Annotated in this window: 19 protein-coding genes and 3 tRNA genes; 17 read left to right on the forward strand and 5 right to left on the reverse strand. The window is 64.8% G+C overall.

The features are described from left to right. Positions 1–32: 32 nt before the first annotated feature. From L2Y96_RS09190 to L2Y96_RS09200, 3 genes are read left to right on the forward strand one after another with little or no spacing between them, the layout of a single operon-like run. The gene (locus tag L2Y96_RS09190) at positions 33–1,154 is read left to right on the forward strand and encodes an MFS transporter (protein WP_247335959.1); all 1,122 of its coding nucleotides are present in this window, start codon (positions 33–35) and stop codon (positions 1,152–1,154) included. 15 nt (positions 1,155–1,169) lie between these two features. After that, positions 1,170–1,790 carry an HAD family hydrolase gene (locus L2Y96_RS09195; RefSeq protein ID WP_247335961.1) on the forward strand — a complete coding sequence of 207 codons (621 nt, stop codon included), beginning with the start codon at positions 1,170–1,172 and terminating at the stop codon, positions 1,788–1,790. Then, positions 1,787–2,554 carry a DeoR/GlpR family DNA-binding transcription regulator gene (locus L2Y96_RS09200; RefSeq protein WP_247335963.1) on the forward strand — a complete coding sequence of 256 codons (768 nt, stop codon included), beginning with the start codon at positions 1,787–1,789 and terminating at the stop codon, positions 2,552–2,554. Before L2Y96_RS09195 ends, L2Y96_RS09200 begins: the two co-directional genes overlap by 4 nt. Positions 2,555–2,678: 124 nt before the next feature. Here L2Y96_RS09200 and ppsA read toward each other — a convergent pair whose 3' ends face one another. Further along, complete coding sequence (gene ppsA / locus L2Y96_RS09205) at positions 2,679–5,051, reverse strand: phosphoenolpyruvate synthase (RefSeq protein WP_247335966.1); 2,373 nt, start codon at positions 5,049–5,051, stop codon at positions 2,679–2,681. A 187-nt stretch (positions 5,052–5,238) separates the two neighbouring features. Between ppsA and ppsR the strand changes: the two genes are divergently transcribed. Further along, entirely contained in the window at positions 5,239–6,054 is an 816-nt protein-coding gene (gene ppsR, locus L2Y96_RS09210; protein WP_247335968.1) for a posphoenolpyruvate synthetase regulatory kinase/phosphorylase PpsR, read from the forward strand. A gap of 32 nt (positions 6,055–6,086) precedes the next feature. Further along, positions 6,087–6,554: a DUF1249 domain-containing protein gene (locus tag L2Y96_RS09215; RefSeq protein ID WP_247335971.1), complete on the forward strand. Its 468-nt coding sequence runs from the start codon at positions 6,087–6,089 to the stop codon at positions 6,552–6,554. A gap of 163 nt (positions 6,555–6,717) precedes the next feature. Here L2Y96_RS09215 and L2Y96_RS09220 read toward each other — a convergent pair. The 3 genes from L2Y96_RS09220 to L2Y96_RS09230 all read right to left on the reverse strand — a co-directional run bounded on the left by L2Y96_RS09220 (position 6,718) and on the right by L2Y96_RS09230 (position 7,028). After that, positions 6,718–6,794 (reverse strand) — tRNA-Asp (locus L2Y96_RS09220). A gap of 71 nt (positions 6,795–6,865) precedes the next feature. Continuing rightward, positions 6,866–6,941, reverse strand: a tRNA-Glu gene (locus L2Y96_RS09225). Positions 6,942–6,952: 11 nt separating this feature from the next. After that, positions 6,953–7,028 (reverse strand) — tRNA-Ala (locus L2Y96_RS09230). Between the two features lie 226 nt (positions 7,029–7,254). On the opposite strand from L2Y96_RS09230, the gene L2Y96_RS09235 reads away from it, so the two are divergent. The 4 genes from L2Y96_RS09235 (at position 7,255) to L2Y96_RS09250 (ending at position 12,082) form a co-directional block, all read left to right on the forward strand. Next, complete coding sequence (locus L2Y96_RS09235; RefSeq protein WP_247335973.1) at positions 7,255–9,015, forward strand: cation:proton antiporter; 1,761 nt, start codon at positions 7,255–7,257, stop codon at positions 9,013–9,015. A 162-nt stretch (positions 9,016–9,177) separates the two neighbouring features. Beyond that, a complete protein-coding gene (locus L2Y96_RS09240) occupies positions 9,178–9,960 on the forward strand; it encodes an FKBP-type peptidyl-prolyl cis-trans isomerase (RefSeq protein WP_247335975.1) in 783 nt (260 codons plus the stop codon). Positions 9,961–11,139: 1,179 nt separating this feature from the next. Continuing rightward, entirely contained in the window at positions 11,140–11,352 is a 213-nt protein-coding gene (locus tag L2Y96_RS09245) for a SlyX family protein (protein ID WP_247335976.1), read from the forward strand. Between the two features lie 25 nt (positions 11,353–11,377). Next, positions 11,378–12,082 carry a DUF2058 family protein gene (locus tag L2Y96_RS09250; RefSeq protein WP_247335978.1) on the forward strand — a complete coding sequence of 235 codons (705 nt, stop codon included), beginning with the start codon at positions 11,378–11,380 and terminating at the stop codon, positions 12,080–12,082. Positions 12,083–12,202: 120 nt separating this feature from the next. Here the strand turns inward: L2Y96_RS09250 and L2Y96_RS09255 are convergent, their stop codons facing one another. Then, positions 12,203–14,260, reverse strand: coding sequence for a 3-hydroxyacyl-CoA dehydrogenase NAD-binding domain-containing protein (locus tag L2Y96_RS09255; RefSeq protein WP_247335979.1), 2,058 nt, complete (start codon positions 14,258–14,260; stop codon positions 12,203–12,205). A gap of 160 nt (positions 14,261–14,420) precedes the next feature. Between L2Y96_RS09255 and L2Y96_RS09260 the strand changes: the two genes are divergently transcribed. From L2Y96_RS09260 to L2Y96_RS09295, 8 genes are all read left to right on the forward strand, one after another. Beyond that, positions 14,421–14,903 (forward strand): hypothetical protein, encoded by a 483-nt coding sequence (locus tag L2Y96_RS09260; RefSeq protein WP_247335981.1) that lies wholly within the window; start codon positions 14,421–14,423, stop codon positions 14,901–14,903. Positions 14,904–14,906: 3 nt separating this feature from the next. Beyond that, positions 14,907–17,447, forward strand: coding sequence for a putative bifunctional diguanylate cyclase/phosphodiesterase (locus L2Y96_RS09265; protein ID WP_247335982.1), 2,541 nt, complete (start codon positions 14,907–14,909; stop codon positions 17,445–17,447). Positions 17,448–17,564: 117 nt separating this feature from the next. After that, a complete protein-coding gene (rpoE, locus tag L2Y96_RS09270; protein WP_247335984.1) occupies positions 17,565–18,161 on the forward strand; it encodes an RNA polymerase sigma factor RpoE in 597 nt (198 codons plus the stop codon). After that, a complete protein-coding gene (locus tag L2Y96_RS09275; protein ID WP_247335986.1) occupies positions 18,158–18,823 on the forward strand; it encodes a sigma-E factor negative regulatory protein in 666 nt (221 codons plus the stop codon). Before rpoE ends, L2Y96_RS09275 begins: the two co-directional genes overlap by 4 nt. A gap of 121 nt (positions 18,824–18,944) precedes the next feature. Continuing rightward, positions 18,945–20,366 carry a Do family serine endopeptidase gene (locus tag L2Y96_RS09280; protein WP_247335989.1) on the forward strand — a complete coding sequence of 474 codons (1,422 nt, stop codon included), beginning with the start codon at positions 18,945–18,947 and terminating at the stop codon, positions 20,364–20,366. 107 nt (positions 20,367–20,473) lie between these two features. Further along, complete coding sequence (gene lepA, locus L2Y96_RS09285) at positions 20,474–22,264, forward strand: translation elongation factor 4 (RefSeq protein ID WP_247335992.1); 1,791 nt, start codon at positions 20,474–20,476, stop codon at positions 22,262–22,264. A gap of 98 nt (positions 22,265–22,362) precedes the next feature. Then, complete coding sequence (gene lepB, locus L2Y96_RS09290) at positions 22,363–23,274, forward strand: signal peptidase I (protein WP_247335994.1); 912 nt, start codon at positions 22,363–22,365, stop codon at positions 23,272–23,274. A gap of 136 nt (positions 23,275–23,410) precedes the next feature. After that, positions 23,411–23,788 (forward strand): DUF4845 domain-containing protein, encoded by a 378-nt coding sequence (locus tag L2Y96_RS09295; protein WP_247335995.1) that lies wholly within the window; start codon positions 23,411–23,413, stop codon positions 23,786–23,788. The last annotated feature ends 3 nt before the right edge of the window (positions 23,789–23,791 follow it).

Here is a 23,791-nt window from a genome sequence, read left to right on the forward strand (position 1 = left end):
TGGTGCTCATTCCCCCTCCCCATGGAATGTGCATGAACCCCACGCGAGCCACCCGGCTGATTTTTCTTTTATCCGGCATCGGCATGGCCAGCTGGGCGCCGATGGTGCCGTACGCCAAGGCTCGCCTGGGGCTCGATGACGGCACGCTGGGCCTCATTCTGCTGTGCATGGGCTGTGGCGCCGCTGCGGCCATGCCGCTGGCCGGCTTTCTTACCCATCGCTTCGGCAATCGCGATGTCATTGGTGTCAGTGGCTTGCTGGTTTGCCTTGCGCTGCCGCTGCTCACCCTGGCTCCGGATGCGTGGGCACTCGCGGGCGCGCTGCTGTTCTTCGGTGCATCGCTCGGCGTGATCGACGTTTCCATGAATGCCCACGCCGTGGATGTGGAAAAGCTGCGTGGCAAGCCGATGATGTCGGGCTTCCATGGCCTCTTCAGCGTCGGTGGCCTCGTCGGTTCCGCCGGCATGGCGGCACTGCTCAAGGCGGGTGCACCGCTTACGGGGAGTGCCATCGCGGTATCGCTGGGCCTGCTCGTTATCGTGCTAACCCAGTGGAAGCATTTCCTCGTACGTCACGAAGACGCGCACGCCGAAGCCCATGCACCGTTCCGCATGCCTGGTGGCGCCATCTTCCTGCTGGGCTTCCTGTGCATGGTGGTGTTCCTGGCCGAGGGCTCCATGCTCGACTGGAGCGCCGTGTTCCTGCGTTTCTCGCGCGGGTTCGACGCATCGTCGGCGGGCCTGGGCTACGCAGCGTTCTCCATCGCCATGGCGGTGTGCCGTCTCATGGGCGATCGCATCACCGCGCACGTCGGCCCGGTCGCCATCGTGCGCGGCGGCAGCCTGATCGCCGCGGCGGGTTTCCTTGCCGCCACGCTCATTCCGTGGGGGCCCGCGGCGTTGCTGGGTTTTGTCCTGGTCGGTATCGGCGCATCCAACATCGTGCCCGTGCTGTTCAGTGCGGCGGGCCGGCTGGGCGGCGCCTCGCCTGGTGTGGGCATCGCTATCGTCACCGCGCTGGGCTACGCCGGTATGCTCGCCGGCCCGGCAGGGATCGGCTTTGTCGCCCACCTGAGCACGCTTTCCATCGCACTGACCGGCGTTGCCGGCCTGCTCGTCGTTGTTTCCCTCTGCGCTTCCATCGCGCGTCGCTGATCCGGAGCTTTCCTTATGTATGCCAAGCGTGATGTGGTGATCTTCGATTTCGGTGGCGTCATCGTCGACTGGAACCCCCGCCATCTGTACCGCAAGCTGTTCGGCGATGACGAGGCGGGCATGGAGCGTTTCCTCGCCGAGGTCACCACCCCGGAATGGAATCTTCGCCAGGACGCCGGGCGCCCGTGGAAGGAGGCTGTCGCCGAACTCACGGCGGCGCATCCGAGCCAGGTCGATCTCATTACCGCGTTCCATGAACGCTGGGACGAAACCCTGAAAGGTCCGATCGACGACAGCATCACCATCCTGCACGATCTGAAGCAGGCCGGGCATCCGCTGTACGGGCTTACCAACTGGTCGGGTGAAACCTTCCCGATCGCCCGCGCGCGCTACGATTTCTTCAACTGGTTCGACGGCATCGTGGTTTCTGGCGACGAGGGCATGATCAAGCCGGATCCGAAGTTGTACGAAACGCTGCTCGAGCGCTACGACATCGACCCGAAGCGCGCGGTGTTCATCGATGACAACAAGGCGAACGTCGATGCGGCGGAAGCCCTCGGCATCCATGGCATCCATTTCCATTCGCCGGCGCAGTTGCGCAGCGAGCTGGTGGCGTTGGGCTTCCTGCCGAAATGAACCTGCCGGATACCACGCTGCCGCGTGAGCGCCAGCAGCTGATCCTTGAGCGCCTGCAGCGGGAGGGAAAGGTCGTGGCTGCCGATCTCGCCCAGGAGTTCAAGGTCTCGGAGGATTCGATCCGTCGCGACCTGCGTGACCTGGCCTCGCAGGGCTTATGCCGCCGTGTATACGGTGGTGCCTTGCTGGCCCCGCACGTGGCGCCGCTGGGCGAGCGCCACAACGAACGCGTGGAACTGAAGCGCAACCTGGGTCGCGTCGCGGCATCGCTGGTGGGGGAGGGGCAGATCCTCTTCCTCGATGCCGGCTCCACCAACACGGCGCTGGCGAAGGCACTGCCGGATCATCGTGGCCTGACCGTGGTGACGAACGCGCCTGACGTGGCGCTGGCCGTGTTGGGACGCCCGGGTTTCGATGTGGTGCTGCTCGGCGGCAAGCTCGATCCGCGCATCGGCGGCGCCATCGGTTCGCGTACCTTGCGCCAGGCGCAGGATATCCGCGCTGATTTCTGCTTTCCCGGCGTATGCGCCATCGACCCGCGTAGCGGGTTGTGGACCATCGACGAGGAAGAAACGATGTTCAAGCAGGCGATCATCGAGGCGAGCGGTGAAACCGTCGCCATCGCCACGCCCGACAAGCTGGTGGCATCGGCCACGCACCACACGGTGCCGATCACGGCGATCACCCACCTGGTGGTGCCCGCTGATACGGATCAAATGACGATCACCCGATACAAGGCCGCCGGAGTAGCCGTACACCTGTAGGAGCCCACCCTGTGGGCGACGCCTTTCGCGGCACGGCCACAGGTCCTGTGCGTTATCGCGAAAGATGTCGCCCACAGGGTGGGCTCCTACAAGAAGGCGCCGGCACGGGCCGGCGCCTTGGACTTTAGCCCGCCTTTTTCTTTGCCAGGCGCAGCCAGGTATCGACGACCGTATCCGGGTTCAGCGATACCGATTCGATGCCTTGCTCCATCAGCCACTCGGCAAGATCCGGGTGGTCGGACGGGCCCTGGCCGCAGATGCCGACGTACTTGCCCTTTTCGCGGGCCGTTTTGATGGCCAGCGCCAGCAGCTTCTTCACCGCCGGGTCGCGCTCGTCGAACAGGTTGGCCACGATGCTCGAATCGCGATCCAGGCCCAGGGTGAGCTGGGTGAGGTCGTTCGAACCGATCGAGAAGCCGTCGAAGATATCGAGGAACTCATCCGCCAGCAGCGCGTTGGACGGAACCTCGCACATCATGATGACCTTCAGGTCGTTCTCGCCCTGCACGAGGCCGTTCTTGCGCAGCACCTCGATGACCTTGCGGCCTTCGTCCAGGGTACGGACGAACGGGATCATGACCCATACGTTGTCGAGGCCCATGGTCTCGCGCACGTACTTCACCGCCTTGCATTCCAGCGCGAACGATTCGGCGAAATCCGCCGAGACGTAACGGCTGGCGCCGCGGTAGCCGATCATCGGGTTTTCTTCGTGCGGCTCGTAGCGCGAACCGCCGAGCAGGCCGGCGTACTCGTTCGACTTGAAGTCGGACAGGCGCACGATCACCGGCTTCGGGTACACCGATGCGGCGATGGTGGCGATGCCTTCACCCAGGCGATCGGTGTAGAACGACACCGGATCCTTGTAGCCGGCGATGCGGGCATCGATGCGCGCCTTCGTTTCCGGATCCTGCTTGTCGTATTCCAGCAAGGCCTTCGGGTGCACGCCGATGTGGCTGGCGATGATCATCTCGAGGCGGGCCAGGCCGATGCCGCCGTTCGGCAGCATGCCGAAATCGAAAGCGCGCTCGGGGTTGGCCACGTTCATCATGATCTTGAGCGGGGCTTCGGGCATCGCACCGAGGTCGGCGGTGATGCGGTCGAACTTCAGGATGCCTTCGTAGATCGTGCCGGTATCGCCCTCGGCGCACGAGACGGTGACGTCGGCGCCATCGGGGATGGTCTGCAGCGCGTTACCGCAGCCGACGACGGCCGGCACGCCCAGCTCGCGGGCGATGATCGCCGCGTGGCAGGTGCGGCCGCCACGGTTGGTGACGATCGCCGCGGCACGCTTCATCACCGGCTCCCAGTCGGGGTCGGTCATGTCGGCGACGAGCACGTCGCCCGGCTGCACCTTGTTCATATCGGCCAGCGACTTGATGACGCGGGCTTTGCCCGAGCCGATCTTCTGGCCGATGGCGCGGCCTTCGGTGAGCACCTTGCCCTTTTCATTGAGCTGGAAACGCTCGAGCGTGGTGGCGTGCGAGCGCGACTTCACCGTTTCCGGGCGAGCCTGCACGATATACAGCTTGCCGGTGTTGCCATCCTTCGCCCACTCGATATCCATCGGGCGGCCGTAGTGCTTCTCGATGATGAGAGCCTGGCGCGAGAGTTCTTCCACGTCCGCATCGACGATGCAGAACTGGTGGCGCAGGGCGGACGGGGTTTCCTCGATACGCACGCGCTCGCCCGGCTGGTCGGAATAGACCATGCGCTGCTGCTTGGCGCCGAGGCTGCGGCGAAGCACCGCCGGCTTGCCGTCGCGCAGCGTCGGCTTGAACACGTAGAACTCATCCGGGTTCACGGCACCCTGGACGACCATTTCGCCAAGGCCGTACGAACCGGTGACGAACACCACATCGCGGAAGCCGGATTCGGTGTCGAGGGTGAACAGCACGCCCGAGGCGCCCACGTCCGAACGGACCATGAGCTGCACGCCGGCGGAGAGGAACACGTCCTCGTGCTTGAAGCCCTGGTGGACGCGATAGGCGATGGCGCGGTCGTTGTACAGCGAGGCGAAGACTTCCTTCACCTTGTGCAGCACATCGTCGATGCCGACGACATTGAGGAAAGTTTCCTGCTGGCCGGCGAACGAGGCGTCCGGCAGGTCTTCGGCGGTGGCGGAAGAACGCACGGCCACCGCGATATCGGTGGCGCCGGCATCCTTGCAGAGCTTGATGTACGCGTCGCGGATGGCCTGCTCGAGGTCGGCGGGCAGGGCGGTATCCACGATCCAGCCACGGATTTCCTTGCCGCCGCGGGTCAGTTCATCCACGTCATCCACGTCGAGCGTGGCCAGGCGCTCCTGGATCCGCTTCGCGAGGCCGCTCTTTTCAAGGTAGGTCTGGAAGGCATCGGCCGTGGTGGCAAAGCCACCCGGGACGGAGACACCCAGTTTCGCCAGGTTGCCGATCATTTCGCCAAGGGAGGCATTCTTGCCGCCTACCTTGCCAAGGTCGGTCATGCGTAGCGCGTCGAGCCAAAGTACCAGGTCGCTCAAAGGAAGATCCTCACATCGGTTGGGCGGCGGGCCGCGCTGGTATAAAAACCGGCGCATTGTCGCGGTGGTATGGTCGATGCACAAGGGGTGATGCATCAATTCCCTCGTGATAATGGGGGGTGGATGGTTATGACGGCGTATTGGTCTTAAGGTGGGAGTCATGGAACCAACCTCAGGGAAACGTCCGATGCGGCGCACCGTCTTCTTTATTTCCGATTCCACCGGCATCACCGCGGAAACCATCGGTAACAGCATGCTCACCCAGTTTGACGGGGTGGAGTTCGATACCCATCGCCTGCCGTTTATCGATAACCCGGCCAAGGCCGAGGCGGCCGCGCTGAGGATCAAGACCAAATACGCCCAAGACGGCCAGCGCCCGATCGTGGTGAACACCATGACCTCGAAGGCCCTGTGCGATATCGTCGCGGGCAGCGGGGCCCTGATGCTTGACGTGTTCGCGCCATTCATCGACCCGCTCGAGCACGAGCTGGGAGTGAAGCAATCGGGTGCCGTGAACCGCTCCCATGGCCTGGTGGATTCGGCGCGTTACGAAGCCCGCATCGAGGCGACGAACTACGCGCTGGCCCATGACGATGGCCTGGACGTGGACTACAACCAGTCCGACGTGGTCCTGGTGGGCGTGTCCCGATCCGGCAAGACACCGACCTGCCTGTACATGGCCTTGCATTACGGTGTGTGCGCCGCCAATTACCCCCTCACGGACGATGACCTCGACAAGCTTGAGCTGCCGATGCGCCTTCGCCCTTACCGCAGCAGGCTGTTCGGCCTGACGATCGACCCCATCCGCCTCGCCCAGATCCGTGAGCAGCGCCGTCCCGGTAGCCGCTACGCCACGCTGAAGCAGTGCCGATGGGAGCTGGAGCAGGCGGATCGCCTGATGCGCCGGGAAAACATCCCGGTCCTCAACACAACGCACACCTCGATCGAGGAAATCTCGAGCAAAATCTTCGAGTACCTCGGTATCGAGCGGCACATGTATTAGTACGAGAACGTTTACGGAGACCGACGCGACCCATGACTGCCATTCTCGAACGCCCAGCCTCGCTCATTCCGGGACGCTTCGAATTCCTGATGGGGCTGTATTCGGAGAACTACCACCGGCTCGCGCGCCTGTTCGCACCGCAGCGGCTGGCGCCGGGCGTGTACCTGTCCGATATCGACGATGGATTGAACGTGCGCCTGGAAATCCAGGAGAAGCACCCGTACACGCTGGAGCTGGAGCTCACCTACGATTTCGTGGATGAGGCGACCGGGCAGCCGTCGCCTTCGGCGCAGCTGCGCATGTACACCGATGCCCATGTGGCGGAGGCCCTGCATTGCCATCCTGGCCGCAAGCTCTGGCAGGTGCTCGGCCCTTTTCCGCCGGCGGATACGGTGCTGCAGCATCGCCTGCGCATGAACGGCTTCCTCACCCGCTGGCTGGAATACCTGGCGGAGCAGGGCCATTCGATCGGAACATTGGTGAGGGTCGAAGGCACCTGACCGCGCTCGGTAGGAGCCCACCCTGTGGGCGACGCCGTTCGCGATAACGCCGCAGGACCTGATGCTTTGAGGCGAAAGATGTCGCCCACAGGGTGGGCTCCTACCGGAGGCGGCAAATTCCGGGCAAAAAAAATCCGCCATATGGCGGATTCTTTTTGGAAAGTGGCGGAGCGGACGGGACTCGAACCCGCGACCTCCGGCGTGACAGGCCAGCATTCTAACCGACTGAACTACCGCTCCACACTAGTTTTCCAACTCTTCCAACAACTACCAACTTCTACATCCATTACACTATCCGGCAATCCGGAAAGTGGCGTCCCCACGGGGATTCGAACCCCGGTCGCCACCGTGAAAGGGTGATGTCCTAGGCCTCTAGACGATGGGGACGTACTAGAAGTTGGTGGAGCCAGCCGGGATCGAACCGGCGACCTCCTGCATGCCATGCAGGCGCTCTCCCAGCTGAGCTATGGCCCCCTGCTGGAAGCCGCAAAGATTAGGGCCGAACCCCGATTCCGTCAAGCGTTCATTACAGTTTTTTTGAATTTATTTTCGACAAATTCAGAATAATGATGAATGACGCGGACTTGCGTGACATCTGGATTTCAGGGGTCTGGTCACTGTTTGACCACTGAGTAGACGCGGCGATGTTTTCGCGAGTTCGTGCGGGTTAACCTGTCAGCTCAAAATCACAGGGACAGGCATGCACGGCATCGTTTTCATCCAGGACCTGGCCACCGTGATGCTGGTCGCGGGTCTCACCACGGTGCTTTTCCAGCGCCTGCGCCAGCCGGTCGTGCTGGGCTACATCATCGCTGGCCTGCTGATCGGCCCGCACACGTTCCCCTTCATCTTCATCCACGACGAAGACACGATCCGCACGCTCTCCGAGCTGGGCATGATCCTGCTGCTCTTCGCGCTCGGCCTCGAGTTCAGCCTGAAGAAGCTGCGCGCCGTCGGTGGAGCCGCGCTGGTGGCCGCGTTCGCGGAAATCGTGCTGATGGTGTGGATCGGCTATGAGATTGGCCGTTTCTTTGGCTGGACCGCCATGGATTCGCTCTTCCTGGGCGCCATGCTTTCGATCTCGTCCACCACGATCATCATGAAGGCGCTGGAGGATCTGAATCTCAAGCGCGAGCGGTTCGCGCAACTGATGTTCGGGATCCTGATCGTCGAGGACCTGCTGGCCATCGTGCTGATGGCGTTGCTCACGGGTATCGCGAAGACCGGCGGCCTCGAGGCCGACCAGGCGCTGGCCGCCGTCGGCAGGCTAGGGCTTTTCATGGCGGTTTCGCTCGTCGTGGGCCTGCTGCTGGTGCCGCGCGTCGTCGACTACATCGCGAAGGTCAGCCGCAACGATGTGCTGCTGATCGCGGTGCTGGGCATCTGTTTCGGCTTCTGCCTGCTGGTGACGGAGCTGGGCTATAGCGTGGCGCTGGGCGCCTTCATGATCGGCGCGATCGTCGCTGAGTCGGAAAGCGTCGCCCGGATCGAGCGCATCATCATGCCGGTGCGCGACATGTTCAGTGCCATCTTCTTCGTGGCTATCGGCATGTTGATCGATCCAGCGCTGCTGGCGGAGTACGCATGGCCCATCACGATCGTCACGATCGCCGTGGTCGTGGGCAAGGTGGTGACCTGCAGTTTCGGCAGTTTCGTGGCGGGCAACGACGGCCGCACCTCGTTGCGGGTTGGCATGGGCCTGGCCCAGATCGGCGAATTTTCGTTTGTCATCGCCACGCTGGGTCTCAGCCTGAAGGTAACGAGCAACTTCCTGTATCCCGTAGCGGTGGCGGTCTCGGCGATCACCACCTTCCTGACCCCGTATCTCATCCGGCTGTCCGATCCGCTGGCCACCGGCCTGGGGCGGGCGCTGCCTGCGCGGGTCACGGGCGTGTTCGGCGCCTATACGGAGTGGATGGGTAACCTGGGGCTGCAGGGGCAGGGCGCGATCGTCATGAAGATGATCCGGCGCCTGGTCTGGCACGTGATCATCAACATGGTCCTGGTCATCGCCGTGTTCATCATCACGGCCTTCGCCTATCGCCGCGGCTTCATGCACCTGGATCTCTTCAGCGACAACTCGGTGGTGAGGCGCAGCCTGGCCTGGTCGGCCGCGGCGCTGGTCTCGCTGCCGATGATCGTGGCGGCCTACCGTAAGGCGGGGGCGCTCGGCATGCTGCTGGCCGAGCTAAGCATTCCTGACCGGTTCGGGGCGCGAACCTATCGGATCCGTGCCGTCCTGGGCCGGATCATTCCGCTGGTGGTCATGCTGATCCTTGGCCTGCTGGTGGCGGCGCTGGCCTCGACGATCCTGCCGCCGCGCGAGGTCGCAGCGGTGCTGATACTGATCGGCATCGGCCTGACATGGCTTCTTTGGCGCGTTTTGGTACAGGTGCACGCCCGTTTGCAGGCGGCTCTGCGGGATACTCTGGATAAGCCGGGGCAGGGTCACGAGGAGTGAACTGGACGAATTCACGAAAGGTCCATGAACTTTTTGTATGAAACCTTGTCTCTGCCCCCGTCATTGCAAGCCGGGCGCGAACCACAGCACAATGGCGATTCGCCTCCACACGGAGGTACCACGGCGGCCTCGCCGATTTTCTCCAAAGAGAGGGAGTAACGAATGAAGCACTTTTTGCGTCCCACGATGATGGCCGTCGCCCTGGCGGTTTCGCTGGGTGCGGCCGCGGGCGCATCCGCCCAGGCTGCCAAGCCGGCAGCTGCCCCTGCGGGCGGCGTCGATAAGCAGAAGGCCAGCTATGTCGTGGGTTGGGACCTTGCCAGCTCGCTTCCGCCGCTCGTCGCGCGCGAAGTGGATCCGGCGACCGTCGCCAAGGCCCTGCAGGCTGCCCTGTCGGGCCAGAAGCCGACCATGACCGAGGCGGAAGCCAAGTCCACGCGTGAAGCCTTCGTGGCCCAGCTGAAGGTCAAGGCCGAAGCTGAGTACAACAAGGTTGCCACGCAGAACAAGACCGAAGGCGATGCCTTCCTGGCGAAGAACAAGTCGGCGGCTGGCGTGAAGGTCACGGCGTCGGGCCTGCAGTACACGGTCGTCCAGGCCGGTACCGGCCAGCGTCCGGGCCCGAATGATACGGTCACGATCAACTACACCGGTACGTTCGTGAACGGCGAGAAGTTCGATTCGTCGGCTGACCACCAGCCGGCTGGTCCGGCCCAGATCCCGCTCGCCGCGGTGATCCCGGGCTTCCGCGAGGGCCTGCAGCTGATGCAGACCGGCGGTAAGTACAAGCTGTTCATTCCGTCGAACATCGCTTACGGCGCCAAGCCGGAAAACGGTTTCCCGCCGAATGCGACGATCATCTTCGACGTCGAACTGCTGAAGACCGGCCCGACCCCGGCTGGCCAGGGCCCGGGCGCTGGCGCCCCGGCTCCGGGCGGCAAGTAAGCCGCAAGCGGCTTACGCGAAACGCCAGGCGAAGCGGCAAAGCCGCAACGCCTAGCAATCAAAAAAGGCCGCGAGCAATCGCGGCCTTTTTTGTTGCCCGCTCGATACGGCTCGCCTTTGGCATCGCGTTGGGCTGGCTCGGCCTTTGGCCATCGCGTTAGCGCTCGGACGTGGTCGCAGGAGAGCCCTCGGCGCCCACCCTCGCTGCTCAGACAGGTCCTCGTCGTTCGAAAGGGAGTGCCGCTAACGCGGCAAATGTACTTATTTGGCCTACGGCCGCGAACCGGCAGCCAGGCGGGGCTTTTCGACGAGACGTCCCTGTCTCGTCGAAAAGGAACGCACATCCATGTGCGTCCCCCCTGCGGGGCTATTCCCGCCCGACTGCCTCGCCTGCGAAACTCGCCTCGAGGGTGGGCGCCGAGGGCTCTCCGAGGCACTGAGGGCGTGTGATGGGAGAGCCGGCAACAGGGTCGTGGCGGCCGGCCTTGTCGCCCGAGGTACAAACCCACCGACAAACCAACGCCCACCCCCGTAGGAGCCCACCCTGTGGGCGACGCCGTTCGCGGCAGCCTTCGGATCTTGCGGCGTCTGGCCCTTGATCGATCGTGCCGTACGAGAGGGCCTGAGCGTTTGGGCGAAAGATGTCGCCCACAGGGTGGGCTCCTACGGCCGTTTGTCAGGTGTGGGGCGCCGCGAGGTCGGCCGTGTTGGTGGCGGTGGCTTTCCCACCGATCAGCCTCAGTGTGTCCGAGAGCCCTTGGCGCCCACCCTCGAGGCGAGTTGTCGGAGACGAGGCGGGCGGACGGGAACAGCCGCCGCAGGCGGGGCCGGCCATGGAGGGCCGGTCGTTTGAAACCGAGCCAGGGAAGGCGAGTTTCAAACCCCCGTCCGCACGCCGGTTCGCGGCCGTAGGCCAATCAGATACATGGCCCCGGAGGGGCATCCCTGTCGAACGTTGGAGACTTGTCTGAGCAGCGAGGGTGGGCGCCAAGGGCTCTTTCCGGAGACGTCCGAGCGCTAACGCGATGCCGAAGGCGAGCCCGCCCAGAGCGAAGCCGAAGGCGAGCCGTAGAGACCTGCAAGCCCACCCCGGTTTGCTCCCCGGGCGCGGGAGATTACAATCGGCGGCTGCGGCGCTTGCGCCCGTGTTCCTGAGGATTCCCATGAAAAGCCCGCGCCGTGTCTGACGCCGACGACCGCCTGATGGAGCTCGAGGTACGCCTCGCCTTCATCGATGACACCGTAAACGGCCTCTCATCGGCGGACGCCGACATATCGCGCCGACTCGATGCGCTTGAGCGCGCCGTGCGCGAAATGCGCTCCGATCTCGCCACCATGCGCACCGGTGCCGGCGGCGACACGGCTATCGAACCGCCGCCGCCGCACTACTGATCCAGCTTAAAGAGCCTTATTGACCATGGCAGAGTCCCTGCGTGACCAGTTGTTGAAGAGCGGCCTCGTTAAGGAGGTTCGCGAGGAGCCGCGCAAATCCGCGCCGCCGCGTCAGGGCGGCAAGGACGGCCAGCGGCCGCAAGGCGGCAATCGGTCCGGCCAGGGCGCTGGCAAGGGCGGGCAGGGCAGCCAGGGCGGTAATCGGCCTGGTCAGGGCGGCGGTGGCCGTCCCCAGGGCAACAACGGTCGGCCGCAGGGCGGTCGCCCGCACGGCGGCCAGGGCGGCAACCAGGGCAACGCACAGCGTCCGCCGCGCAAGGATGGCGAGATGGATCTGGCGAAGGCCTACGCCATGCGCGCGCAGACCGAGGCAGGTGAGCGTCGCAAGGCCGAGGCCGAGGCGGCTGAGGTAGCTCGCTTGCGCAAGGAAAAGAAGCGCAAGGTCGAGGAATTGCTTAAGGGTAAGTCACTCAACCTGGCCGAGGCTGACCTCGTTCGCCACTTTCCGTACGGCGAGAAGATCCGCCGCGTGCACGTCGATGCGAAGCAGCTTGCCGCGATCAATGCGGGTGAGCTCGGTGTCGTGCAGCAGGGTGGCCGCTATCTCGTGGTTGAGAAGGCGGTGATCGATGGCCTGCGCGAGATCGCGCCGGAGTTCATCGCGCTCATGGTCGACCCGAATGCACCGAACGAATCCGATGACGGCGTGCCCGACGATCTGATGTGGTGACCCGCTGACATTGTAGGAGCGCGCTCCTACAAGAGCGGGTACAGCGCGCCGCGCAGAAGCGAGCGCCGGTGCGGCACAGCATGCGGCGCGGCGCACCGAAAAAGCACGCCGCGCCGTGGCTTACGCCGGCGGCGTGGCGAGCTCGGGGTTGTCCCAGCCTTCCTTCTTCGCGAAGCGCGCGCCGTGCTTCTGTTCCAGCTTGGCCAGGCGCTCGCGCACCACGGCTACGCCTTCGGTGCGCAGGTACTGGATGGGACCGCCGCGGAACGGGGCGAAGCCCGTGCCGAAGATGACGCCAGCGTCGAGCAGGTCGGCATCGTCGACCACACCTTCGATCAGGCACGCCACGGCCTCGTTCACCATGGGCAGGATCATGCGGTCCTGGAGATCGCCCGGCGGCACGTAGTCCGGATCGACATCCGGCTTATCCGGCTTGCCTTCCTTCCACACGTACAGGCCTTCGCCATCCTTCTTGCCGCGTTTGTTGGCGGCAAGCTTCTCTTCCAGGCCGGCCGGCACTTCCAGGCCGAGGAAGGGCGCGAGTTCCTTGCCGACCGAGGCGCACACATCGAGGCCGACGGTGTCGGCCAGTTCGATCGGGCCCATCGGCATGCCGAACTTCTTGGCCTCACGGTCGAGCACCGGGCCCGGTACCCCTTCGTTGTAGAGGCGCATCGCTTCCATCAGGTAAGGCATGAGGATGCGGTTGACGAGGAAGCCCGGCGTGCCCTTGACCGGCACCGGCAGCTTGCCGATCGCCTTGCAGAAGGCGAGGGCGCGCTTTTCGATGGCAGGGTCGAGCTGGTCGTGGCGCACCACTTCCACCAGCGGCATCTGCGCGACCGGGTTGAAGAAGTGCAAGCCGAGGAAGCGCTGCGGCGCGCTGAGGCCCTGGCGAAGTTCGTCGAGCGGAATGGACGACGTGTTGCTCGCGAGGATCTCGTCGGACTGGAACTGCGGCTCGATGGCCGCATAGAGCGCGTGCTTGGCCTCGGGGTTCTCGTAAATAGCTTCGATGGCGAGGTCGGCGTCGGCCACGCCCTTGCCTTCGACGTCGGCGCGCAGGCGTGCGTTGGCTGCCTCGACCTTGGCCGGCGCCTTGAGCTTCTTCTCGAACATGGCCCGCGCACGCTTGATGGCCGGCTCGATGAAGCGCAGTTCGCGGTCCTGCAGGGTTACGTCGAAGCCCTTCAGGGCCGACCAGGCGGCGATATCGCCACCCATGGTGCCGGCACCGACGACGTGGACATGCTTGATGCCGTGGTCGACGCCGCCGCCGAGGCCCTTGAGGCGCTCTTGCAGGAAGAAAATGCGGATGAGGTTGCGTGCCGTGGACGTCGTCGCAAGCTTCGCGACCGACCGGGCTTCCAGCTTGAGTCGCTGCTGAATATTGCTGCCGCCGTTCGCCCAGACATCGATCAGTGCGAAGGGCGCGGGGTAGTGCTCTTTGCGCACCTTGGCCGCGGTCTGCTTGCGCACCATCGGGGCAAGGATCAGGCGTGCGGGCAGGGTATTCGTGGCCCAGGCCTTCGCGCGCTGCGTGAACGGGCGCGGAGAGGGTCGCTTGGCGAGGTGGCGGGCTTCGGCGAGAAGTTCATCCGGGCGGGCGACGCGATCAACCAGGCCGACGGCCTTGGCGCGGCGTGCGTTGAACGGTTTGCCGGTGAGCATGGCCGGGAGCGCATCCGGTGCGCCGATGAGGCGCGGCAGGCGAGCGCTGCCGCCCCAGCCCGGGTGGATGCCCAGCATGACTTCGGGCAGCCCGATCTTCGTGCTGTCGTCGTCGGCCGCGATGCGATAGCGGCACGCGAGCGCCAGTTCCGCGCCACCGCCCATGCATGCGCCGTGGATCGCGGCCACGGTGGGGAAGGGCAGGCGTGCCAGGGATTCGAATATGCGCTGGCCGTTCTCGATGTTCTCGAGGACGGTGCCGGTATGCGCGTATTCCACGAATTCCCGGATGTCGGCGCCCACCGCGAAGCCCGACGGCTTGGCGGAGTGGATCACCACACCCTTCGGGCCTTCGATGGCCAGGCGTTCCACCAGGGTGCCCAGTTCGTCCAGGACCTCGCGGGCGAGCGCATTGGCGCTGCTGCCCTCGCGGTCCAGGGTGAGGACGACGATGCCATCGTCGCCTTCGCTGGTCTTCCAGTGCTTGAATCGGAGTCCTTCGAACATGGCGGTCGTGCGGTGGCGAATGAGCGCATCACCATACCTTCCCATCGGGACGATTGCGAGATACCCCGCCGTATGGAGATGTGCGAAGTGACGCATGCATCTGGCGCCGCGACCCCGGATGGCCCGATACTGCGCGTCCAGTCAAGTAGCCAGATGGCCGATGCCAGTGGATCCCATCGCAGGAACGGATGTCTTCGACCGAATCCTATCGGCCGGCGGCCCTCTCGTCGCACTCAAGGCAGACGAGCAGGCCACGCTGATCGACCAGTTTCGCCTGGTGGCCCGGCGTACCGGGCAGGCCGTGTACCTGTGGCGCGGGGGCGAGGGGCTGACCAGCCTGCGCGATGCGCAGATGCGCGTGCCGGGATGCACCCGCCTGGGTGATGCGCTCCGCTACATCTCGCAAAGCCTGCACTTCGGTGTGTACCTGCTGGACATGCCGGCTGGCGTGCCGAGCGCGACCGATGGTGCACTTTTACGGCAACTTGCGAAGGCGCAGACCGGGCATGTCCGCCGCGTGGTGCTGCTGGGAGCCAGCGCCAGCCTGCTGGCGACCTTCGATGACGACATCATCCGCGTGGATGCCGATCGTGGAGCGCGCGCCGTGGCGCCGCGCCTCCGCGATGGCCGCTGGGTGGTCTGAGGCATGATGTCGATCCCTGATGCTAGTGGTGTCCTGATCTTCACGCCCCAGCGCGATACGCGCCGGGCGGTTTTCGATGCCCTCGATACCGAAGGCGGCTTCGTCCTGCTGAGTGCACGCGATGCGTTCCAGCTCGAGGCGCTGCTCGCTGATGCGCCGCCGCTGCGGGTCGCCGTGGTGGGTGGCGATGGAAGCGACGACGTCCGCGTTGGCATGCGCGTGCTGCGCAGTTTCGCCGCTTACCGCGACATTCCCGTGGTCTATCTCGTGCCCGATGGCCCACTGGCGGTCGCGCCGGATGATGGCTCCGCCTGGCTGCGCGAAAGCGCTATCGCCGCGGAACTGGCCCAGCGCGTGCGCATGGCGGTTGCCGTGGATACCACGCCGCCAGCGGCCCCGGATCTGAAAGCGGACTTCCGCTTCGCGTTCGATGCCGGCGCCGGTTGGGTGGTCGCAGCGGCCGCCGATGGCTGCATCGTGGATGCCGGCGCCGGCATGCTCCGTCTTTGCGCGGATGATGCGCCCGTCCATGGGCGGCTTCTGCGCGATGTCTTCAGCCTGGCCGACGGAAGTGCGTGGCCGCTACCGGATGGCGACAGCCTTGCCTGCGTCCTGCACAGGGCGGATGGCGGGGATATCCCGGGCGAGATCGATGTCCGCCACCTTCTCGACGGGCAAGGCGGCCATCGCATCGCTGTCGCGTTCCGCGATATGCGCTCGGGTGATTCCGCGGCGCGTGCGTTGTCGCTGCTCTCCGTGCTCGATGCCTGTCCCAGTGATGACGAGGGGCTGGGCGAGGCGGCCGCCATGCTGGCCGATGCGCTCGATCTCGACGTGGTAGGCATCTGGTCGGCACTGCCGGAAAGCGAAGAGGGCCCCGAGGTCATCGCGCGCATCTGGAACGGGCCCGGTCAGGTGGAGTGGGCCGAGGCGCCCAACCTGCCATTGCTGAAGCTCTGCCTCAGCGGTGAGGCACTCGTGCGCCTGGGTGATGGCCGCGCGGAAGTGCCTGCCGATCCGCTGATCGAGGCGCTGGGGCTCACCGCCTTTGTGTTCCTGCCGCTGCTCGACGAGCGGCGCAGCCCGATCGGCGCCATGCTCGCTGGCCGCCGCCGTGCGGGCAACGACGGCCGCGTTTTCGAACTGGCCCTGCGCGCCGCATCGGCGCGCTTCAGTGCCGCGCTGGAACTGCGCCGCGCGCGCGACCAGGGGCGTGAGCGTGGCCTGGTCGACACGCTGACCGGCTTGCCCAACCGCCTGCTGTTCCATGACCGTCTGGACACCACCATCCGCGAGGCGTCGCGCACGGGCGAACTGTTCGCCGTGCTGCTGGTGGATCTGGATCGTTTCAAGGGGATCAACGAGACCCTGGGCCATGCCGTGGGTGACCAGGTGCTTTCCGCGGTGGCGCGGCGTCTCCGTGCCAGCGTGCGCGGCTCCGACACGGTGGCGCGCTACGCCGGTGACGAATTCACGCTGGTACTGCGCCACATCATCAAGCGCGAAGATGTATTGCGCATCGCCGAGAAGATCGTGCAGGCGATGGAAGTGCCGTTGCACCTCGACGACGGTTCCGAGTTGCAGGCCACGGTGTCGGTGGGTATCGCTTTCTTCCCCGACGATGCGGTCGAGGGCGAGTTGCTGCTGCGGCACGCCGATGAGGCGATGTACGGCGCGAAGAGCCTGGGTCGCAACAACTACCAGGTGTACGCCGCCAGCGTGGACGCGGCCCAGCAACAGCAGGGTGAGCTGAAGGCGCGCCTGCGCCACGCCGAGCGCAATAACGAACTGCGCGTGTTCTACCAGCCGCAGGTCGACGCGGGCAGCGAAGATATCGTGGGTATGGAAGCGCTGGTGCGCTGGGAGCACCCCGATCTCGGGATGATCAGCCCCGGGTTCTTCATTCCGCTGGCGGAAGCCAGTGGCCTCATCGTTCCTATCGGTGAGTGGGTGCTGCGTACCGCGTGCGCCCAGGCCAAGGCCTGGCAGGACCGTTACGGCATGGGCTTGCGCCTGGGCGTGAACCTCTCCGCCGTGCAGCTCATGCAATCCAACCTCGCAGGCGTGGTGAAGCGGGCGCTGGACGATACCGGGCTTGATCCGTCGTTGCTCGAGCTGGAAGTCACCGAGAGCATCAGCGTGAAGACGGTGCCGCACCTGGTCGAGACACTCGACGCGCTGCATGCGATGGGCTGCCGGATCGCCATCGATGATTTCGGTACGGGCGCCGCTTCGCTCGATTACCTGCGCCGCCTTCCGGCCGACCGAATCAAGATCGACCAGAGTTTCGTCCGCAACATCGGCGTCGATCCCGACGACGAGGCCATCGTTCGCGCCACGATCGACATGGCCCACCGGTTGAAGCGCGGGGTCGTGGCCGAGGGCGTCGAAGTCGAGCAGCACCTGCAGTTCCTCAAGGCCAATGGCTGCGATGAGTTGCAGGGCTATCTCTTCTGCCGCCCGCTCCCCACGCCCACCTTCGACAAGCTCCTGGCCGAGCGCGAGCGCATCGTGGCCGAAGGCATGGCCCTGACAGTCGCTTGAGGTTCACCGGCGTAACCGCATATTTTCTAGCGGAGCGTGAATGATTGAACTTGCGCCCCACGGGCGGGTCTCACCTGCGCCCGGACTGGACCGAATGATGTTGAGGAGACGGCCCGGATGGGCGAAAACGAACTGGATCAAGCACTTGTCGAACGTGTGCAGCAAGGTGACCGGCGTGCCTTCGATTTGCTTGTCCGCAAGTATCAGCACAAGGTCGTAGCCCTGATTTCCCGCTACGTCCACGACTGGACGGAGTGCGAGGACATCGCCCAGGAGGCCTTTGTGCGCGCGTGGCGCGCGCTGGGCTCATTCCGGGGCGAAAGTGCTTTTTATACATGGCTTTACAAGATCGCCGTGAACACCGCCAAGAACCATCTGGTGGCCATGGGACGGCGACCGCCCACGGGCGATATCGACGCCGAGGACGCGGTTTACGTGCCCGGTGCCACCCGCCTGCATGAAAGTGCCACTCCCGAACGTGAAATGATGCGGGAGCAGGTGGAACAAACGGTGTTTTCTACTGTCCAAGCCTTGCCCGAAGAACTTCGGGTCGCGATTACCCTGCGCGAGGTGGAAGGCAAGAGTTACGAGGAAATTGCCGCTGCCATGGATTGTCCGATCGGGACAGTCCGTTCGCGTATCTTCAGGGCCCGCGAGGCCATCGATGAAAAATTGCGGCCGTTGTTGTCCGACCGCGAGGACCAGAACCCATGAGCGAAGCCAATCGGGAAATTCTCTCCGCCGGTATGGATGGAGAGCTGTCACGGGAGGAGATCCGCTTCCTGTTGCGCCGCCTCGAGGCCGATTCGGCCCTGGCGAACGCCTGGTCGCGCTACCACGCTGGCCGTGACGGCCTGCGCCGCGAGTCGCCGCCGCCGGTATCGGCAGGTTTTGCCGACCGCGTCATGGCGGCTATCGAGGCCGAGGCGCAGCAGTCCGTCGTCGCAACGACGGTTGCCCCGCGGCGCCGCTGGCTGCACTGGTCCGCCGGTGGTGCCATCGCCGCCAGCGTCGCGGTCGCCGCCCTCATGGCGTCCCAGCCAGCCGGCAACCATGGTGCGGCACCGGCGGTCGCGCACCGGGCCGATACGTCGGCGGGCGCCGAGATCGCCGACGTGTCGCCGGAACCGGCGAATGCCCCGGTGGCCCCGCAGTGGCTGAGTGGGAACGTTGCCTCGCAGTTCACCCAGAAGGCGGCTTTCGATAGCTCGAGCGACGACGCGGCGACGGCTTATCTGCCGCGTTCCACGCCTTACCAGATCCAGCGCGTACGTGCCGCCCAGGCACGCGATGCCAATCACGGCCCGTATCAGTTGCTGATGACGCGCCCGGACGGCACGCGCTACGCGCAGCCCCAGTCCGCCGCCGCGCAGTAAGCGACGGCTTCCCGGTGCGCCGCCGTCCCAGGCGCACCGGTCTCCCCCATCCCTTGTTATCCCACCCGTGCGGCCAAGCCGCCGCACGGGCGCCCATGCCTGAAGAAAAGGAGAAACACCCATGGCATCCTGGCACGCACGCGCGCTGATCGGTGGCACGCTCGTTATCGCGAGCGTCGGCGCGCAAGCCCAATCCCTGCCTGATTTCACGGGCATCGTCGAGAAAAACGCTCCCGCGGTGGTTCACGTGGAAGCGAAGTCATCCGGTAAGTCCGCATCGAAGGGCGCGGGCCGTGGCAGCCAGATGGCGCCCGACGACCAGGATGAGCTGCTGCGCCGCTTCTTCGGTATGCCGGGCGTCCCCATGCAGCCGCGTGAGCAGATGTCGCTCGGTTCCGGCTTCATCATTTCCGCTGATGGTTATGTGCTGACCAATGACCATGTCGTCGATAACGCCGACGAGGTGAAGATCCGCCTGCAGGATCGGCGCACGTTCACCGCCAAAGTCGTCGGCAAGGACCCGCAGTACGACATCGCGCTCCTAAAGGTCGATGCCAGCGCGCTGCCGACCGTCACCATCGGCGATTCGCGCGGCGTTAAACGGGGCCAGTGGGCCCTCGCCATTGGCTCGCCGTTTGGCCTGGATGCCACGGTCACGCACGGCATCATCAGCGCCGTCGGCCGCAACCTCGGCAGCGCTGACCAGCCGTATACCTCGTTCATCCAGACCGATGTGCCGATCAACCGGGGCAACTCCGGTGGCCCGCTGTTCAACCTGCAGGGCCAGGTGATCGGTGTGAACTCGCAGATCTACTCCACCTCCGGTGGCTACCAGGGCCTGTCGTTCTCGATCCCCATCGATGTGGCGATGAACGTGGTCCAGCAGATCAAGGAAAAGGGCTACGTCTCGCGCGGCATGCTCGGCGTTACCGTGCAGCCGGTCGACCAGTTCGTGAAAAACCTCAACCTGCCTGACGCCAACGGTGCCCTGGTGGCCCAGGTCACCCCGGGCAGTGGCGCCGACAAGGCGGGCCTGAAGCAGGGCGATGTCATCCTGGGCTTCAACGGCACCCCGATCACCCAATCCGTCGACCTGCCGCCCCTCGTGGGCATCACCCGGCCGGGCTCCATGGCCAAGGTCGAGATCCTCCGGGATGGCAAGAAGCAGGTGGTGGACGTCAAGGTGGGTGAACTTCCCCGCGACAAGAACGCCCTGGCCGCGGCCTCGGCAGGCGCTTCAGCCGGTGGCACGGCCGCCGCGCTGGGCCTTTCCGTCGAGGATATCGATGCCCAGGCTCGGGCCGACCTCGGCCTGAAGGCGGGCGAGGGCGTGGTCATCAGCAAGGTGACGGGCGGTGCCGCCGCAGGCGTGGGCCTGCAGTCGGGCGATGTCATCCTCATGGTGAACCAGAAGCGGGTGGGCAGCGCCAGCGCCTTCCGCGACGCGGTGAAGGGCCTGAAACAGGGCGATACGGCCATGTTGCTCGTCCGACGCGACGACGCCACCCGGTTCGTGGGTATCACCGTGCCGAGCGACAAGTAGGAGCGCGGCCGCGCCCGCCATGCGATAATGCTGGATTCGCACCGGCCAAGGCGGCCGGTGCGCGTCGTTCGCGCCGCGAGCGATGGTGAACGTGACCACGGCGCTCCATGGAACTCATCCGCAACTTCTCCATCATTGCCCACATCGACCACGGTAAGTCGACCCTGGCCGACCGCATCATCCAGTTGTGCGGCGGCTTGTCCGAGCGCGAAATGGAAGCGCAGGTCCTCGACAACAACCCGATCGAGCGTGAGCGTGGCATCACCATCAAGGCCCAGTCGGTGTCGTTGCCGTACAAGGCGCGCGATGGCAAGACCTACCAGCTCAACTTCATCGATACCCCCGGGCATGTCGACTTCAGCTACGAGGTGAGCCGCTCGCTCTCCGCGTGCGAAGGCGCGCTCCTCGTCGTCGATGCGGCCCAGGGTGTCGAAGCCCAGTCCGTGGCCAACTGCTACACCGCCATCGAGCAGGGCCTGGAAGTCATCCCGGTCCTCAACAAGATCGACCTGCCCACGGCCGATATCGACAAGGCCAAGGCCGAGATCGAGGCCGTCATCGGCCTGGATGCGTCCGATGCCATCCCGGTCAGCGCCAAGACCGGCCAGAACGTCATCGAAGTGCTCGAGGCCATCATCCACAAGATCCCGGCCCCGAAGCCGGGGGATACGGACAAGCTCCAGGCGCTCATCATCGACTCGTGGTTCGATAACTACCTCGGCGTGGTGTCGCTCGTGCGCGTCATGCAGGGCGAGATCAAGCCGGGCGACAAGATCCTGGTCATGTCCACCGGCCGCACCCATCTGGTCGACGACGTCGGTGTGTTCACCCCCAAGCGCAAGAAGCTCGAAAAGCTTTCGGCGGGCGAGGTGGGCTGGATCAACGCGTCCATCAAGGATGTCCACGGCGCCCCCGTGGGCGATACGCTCACCCTCGCCGGCAAGCCGGCGGAGGAGCCGCTGCCGGGCTTCCAGACCATGCAGCCGCGCGTGTTCGCGGGCCTGTTCCCGGTCTCGGCCGATGATTACCCGGCCCTGCGCGAGGCGCTCGACAAGCTGCGCCTCAACGATGCCGCGATGTTCTTCGAGCCGGAAAGCTCCGAAGCCATGGGCTTTGGCTTCCGCTGCGGCTTCCTTGGCATGCTGCACATGGAGATCGTGCAGGAGCGCCTCGAGCGCGAGTACGACCTCGACCTGATCACCACCGCACCCACCGTGGTGTACGAGGTGGCCAAGACCGACGGTACCGTGCTCAGCATGGATAACCCGGCCAAGCTGCCGCCGCCGCAGATGATCGCCGAGATCCGCGAGCCGATCATCCTCGCCAACATCCTCACGCCGGCCGAATACGTCGGCAACGTCATCAAGTTGTGCGAAGAAAAGCGCGGCGTGCAGCGTTCGATCCAGTACCTGGCGACCCAGGTCCAGATCACCTATGAGCTGCCGCTGGCCGAGGTGGTCCTCGATTTCTTCGACCGCCTGAAGTCCGTGTCGCGTGGTTATGCCTCCATGGATTACCACCTCGATCGTTTCGATGCCGGCCCGTTCGTGCGCGTCGATATCCTGATCAACGGCGATCGCGTCGATGCCTTGAGCCTTATCGTGCACCGCTCGCACGCTGATCGCCGTGGCCGCGAGCTGGTCGAGCGCATGAAGGATCTGATCCCGCGCCAGCAGTTCGACGTGGCGATCCAGGCCGCGATCGGCGCCGCCGTCATTGCGCGTTCCACCGTCAAGGCATTGCGCAAGAACGTGCTGGCCAAGTGCTACGGCGGCGACGTCTCGCGCAAGAAGAAGCTTCTCGAGAAGCAGAAGGAAGGCAAGAAGCGCATGAAGCAGGTGGGCTCGGTCGAGATCCCGCAGGAGGCCTTCCTTGCCGTGCTGAAGGTGGACAAGTAAGGTCCGCCCCGGCGGCATGACGTATTACCCATGGAAACCCGGCGCCGGATGCGCCGGAATGGACCCACCGGGTCCTTCACACGACTAACGGAGATGGCATGGCGGCATTCGATTTTTCGGCATTCCTGCTCGGGGTGACAGTCCTTTTCGGCGTCATCTGGCTGATTGACTGGCTGTTCCTGGCCAAGGCGCGCCGCGCCCGGGCCGAGGCCGAAGGCGCCGAGGTGGTCGAGCCGTGGCCGGTCGACTGGGCCCGGTCGCTCTTTCCGGTCATCCTGGTGGTCCTGATCCTGCGCTCGTTCGTGGCCGAACCGTTCCGGATTCCCTCCGGTTCGATGATGCCCACCCTGGACGTGGGTGATTTCATCCTGGTCAACAAGTTCACGTACGGCCTGCGCATGCCGGCCTTCAACAACAAGCTGATCGATAACGGCGAGCCGCGTCGCGGCGATGTCGTCGTGTTCCGCTTCCCGGGCTACCGTTGCCCGGATGGCAATGGCCACATCGTGCGCAGCGGCGACCTGACCTGCCAGGACCCGAACATGCCGGTGCCTAGCGAGAACTGGATCAAGCGCGTCATCGGCGTGCCGGGCGACCGCATCGAAACCCGTGGTAGCGAGCTCTACATCAATGGCGAGCGCGTCGCCATGGATGAGCTGGGCCCGTACAAGGGCGATGTGAAACAGCCGGAAGACCATCTGCTGATGACCTACGGTTCCAAGCTGTACACCGAGCACCTGGGCAGCGTGAACCACACGATCGCGCTCACCCCGGCGTACAACATGCCGCAGGATATCCCCAATGCCGTGGTCCCCTCGGAGGTGCCGAAGGGCTGCTACATCGTCATGGGCGATAACCGCATGAACAGCACCGACAGCCGCTGGTGGGGCTGCATGCCGGAAGAGAACCTGGTCGGCAAGGCGTTCTTCGTCTGGATGGCCTGGCGCGGGTTCGATAACGGCATTAGCGGCATGTTCGACTTCTCCCGCATGGGCAAGGTCATCCATTGACCCGAACGGTGGCCCCGGTCACGTACCGGGGCGTTACGCCCGGGCCCGGACAAGGTAATCTCCGCACCGGGGCGCATCGGCGCCCCTTCGGTATCCGAATCACACAGGGGAGCCGCCCAGGCGGCGGGGTTACACTATGAATTCCAGGCAGTCGGGCATCACGCTCATCGGTTTTGTCATCGTCCTCGCGGTGCTGGGCTTCTTCGGCTTCATGGCCATGAAACTGGTGCCGTCGTACATCGAGTACATGGGCGTGGTGAAGGCCATGAACCAGATGGCCACCGAGGGCGGTAACGAAGATGTGGAGCAGGCGCGCCGCCAGCTCGCCTTCAAGATGAGCTTCCAGTACGTCGATGATTCGACGATCAAGCCGAAGGACGTCACCGTGACGCGGCAGAACAACGCCCCCACGCTGAACGTGTCCTACGACAAGAAGATTCCTTTTATGTACAACATCGATTTCCTGCTTCATTTCGAGAAATCGGTGCAGCTCCGCAGCGCCAGCGCTGGGTAATGA

The sequence above is a fragment of the Luteibacter aegosomaticola genome (assembly GCF_023078475.1).
In the GTDB taxonomy this organism is placed as follows: Bacteria; Pseudomonadota; Gammaproteobacteria; order Xanthomonadales; family Rhodanobacteraceae; genus Luteibacter; species Luteibacter aegosomaticola.

What these genes read in the sequence shown, in the direction of transcription:
- L2Y96_RS09190 (WP_247335959.1), top strand. Translation starts at nt 33, where the DNA reads ATGAACCCCACGCGAGCCACCCGGCTGATTTTTCTTTTATCCGGCATC.
- L2Y96_RS09195 (WP_247335961.1), top strand. Translation starts at nt 1,170, where the DNA reads ATGTATGCCAAGCGTGATGTGGTGATCTTCGATTTCGGTGGCGTCATC.
- L2Y96_RS09200 (WP_247335963.1), top strand. Translation starts at nt 1,787, where the DNA reads ATGAACCTGCCGGATACCACGCTGCCGCGTGAGCGCCAGCAGCTGATC.
- ppsR (WP_247335968.1), top strand. Translation starts at nt 5,239, where the DNA reads ATGCGGCGCACCGTCTTCTTTATTTCCGATTCCACCGGCATCACCGCG.
- L2Y96_RS09215 (WP_247335971.1), top strand. Translation starts at nt 6,087, where the DNA reads ATGACTGCCATTCTCGAACGCCCAGCCTCGCTCATTCCGGGACGCTTC.
- L2Y96_RS09235 (WP_247335973.1), top strand. Translation starts at nt 7,255, where the DNA reads ATGCACGGCATCGTTTTCATCCAGGACCTGGCCACCGTGATGCTGGTC.
- L2Y96_RS09240 (WP_247335975.1), top strand. Translation starts at nt 9,178, where the DNA reads ATGAAGCACTTTTTGCGTCCCACGATGATGGCCGTCGCCCTGGCGGTT.
- L2Y96_RS09250 (WP_247335978.1), top strand. Translation starts at nt 11,378, where the DNA reads ATGGCAGAGTCCCTGCGTGACCAGTTGTTGAAGAGCGGCCTCGTTAAG.
- L2Y96_RS09255 (WP_247335979.1), bottom strand. Translation starts at nt 14,260, where the DNA reads ATGTTCGAAGGACTCCGATTCAAGCACTGGAAGACCAGCGAAGGCGAC.
- L2Y96_RS09260 (WP_247335981.1), top strand. Translation starts at nt 14,421, where the DNA reads ATGCCAGTGGATCCCATCGCAGGAACGGATGTCTTCGACCGAATCCTA.
- L2Y96_RS09265 (WP_247335982.1), top strand. Translation starts at nt 14,907, where the DNA reads ATGATGTCGATCCCTGATGCTAGTGGTGTCCTGATCTTCACGCCCCAG.
- rpoE (WP_247335984.1), top strand. Translation starts at nt 17,565, where the DNA reads ATGGGCGAAAACGAACTGGATCAAGCACTTGTCGAACGTGTGCAGCAA.
- L2Y96_RS09275 (WP_247335986.1), top strand. Translation starts at nt 18,158, where the DNA reads ATGAGCGAAGCCAATCGGGAAATTCTCTCCGCCGGTATGGATGGAGAG.
- L2Y96_RS09280 (WP_247335989.1), top strand. Translation starts at nt 18,945, where the DNA reads ATGGCATCCTGGCACGCACGCGCGCTGATCGGTGGCACGCTCGTTATC.
- lepA (WP_247335992.1), top strand. Translation starts at nt 20,474, where the DNA reads ATGGAACTCATCCGCAACTTCTCCATCATTGCCCACATCGACCACGGT.
- lepB (WP_247335994.1), top strand. Translation starts at nt 22,363, where the DNA reads ATGGCGGCATTCGATTTTTCGGCATTCCTGCTCGGGGTGACAGTCCTT.
- L2Y96_RS09295 (WP_247335995.1), top strand. Translation starts at nt 23,411, where the DNA reads ATGAATTCCAGGCAGTCGGGCATCACGCTCATCGGTTTTGTCATCGTC.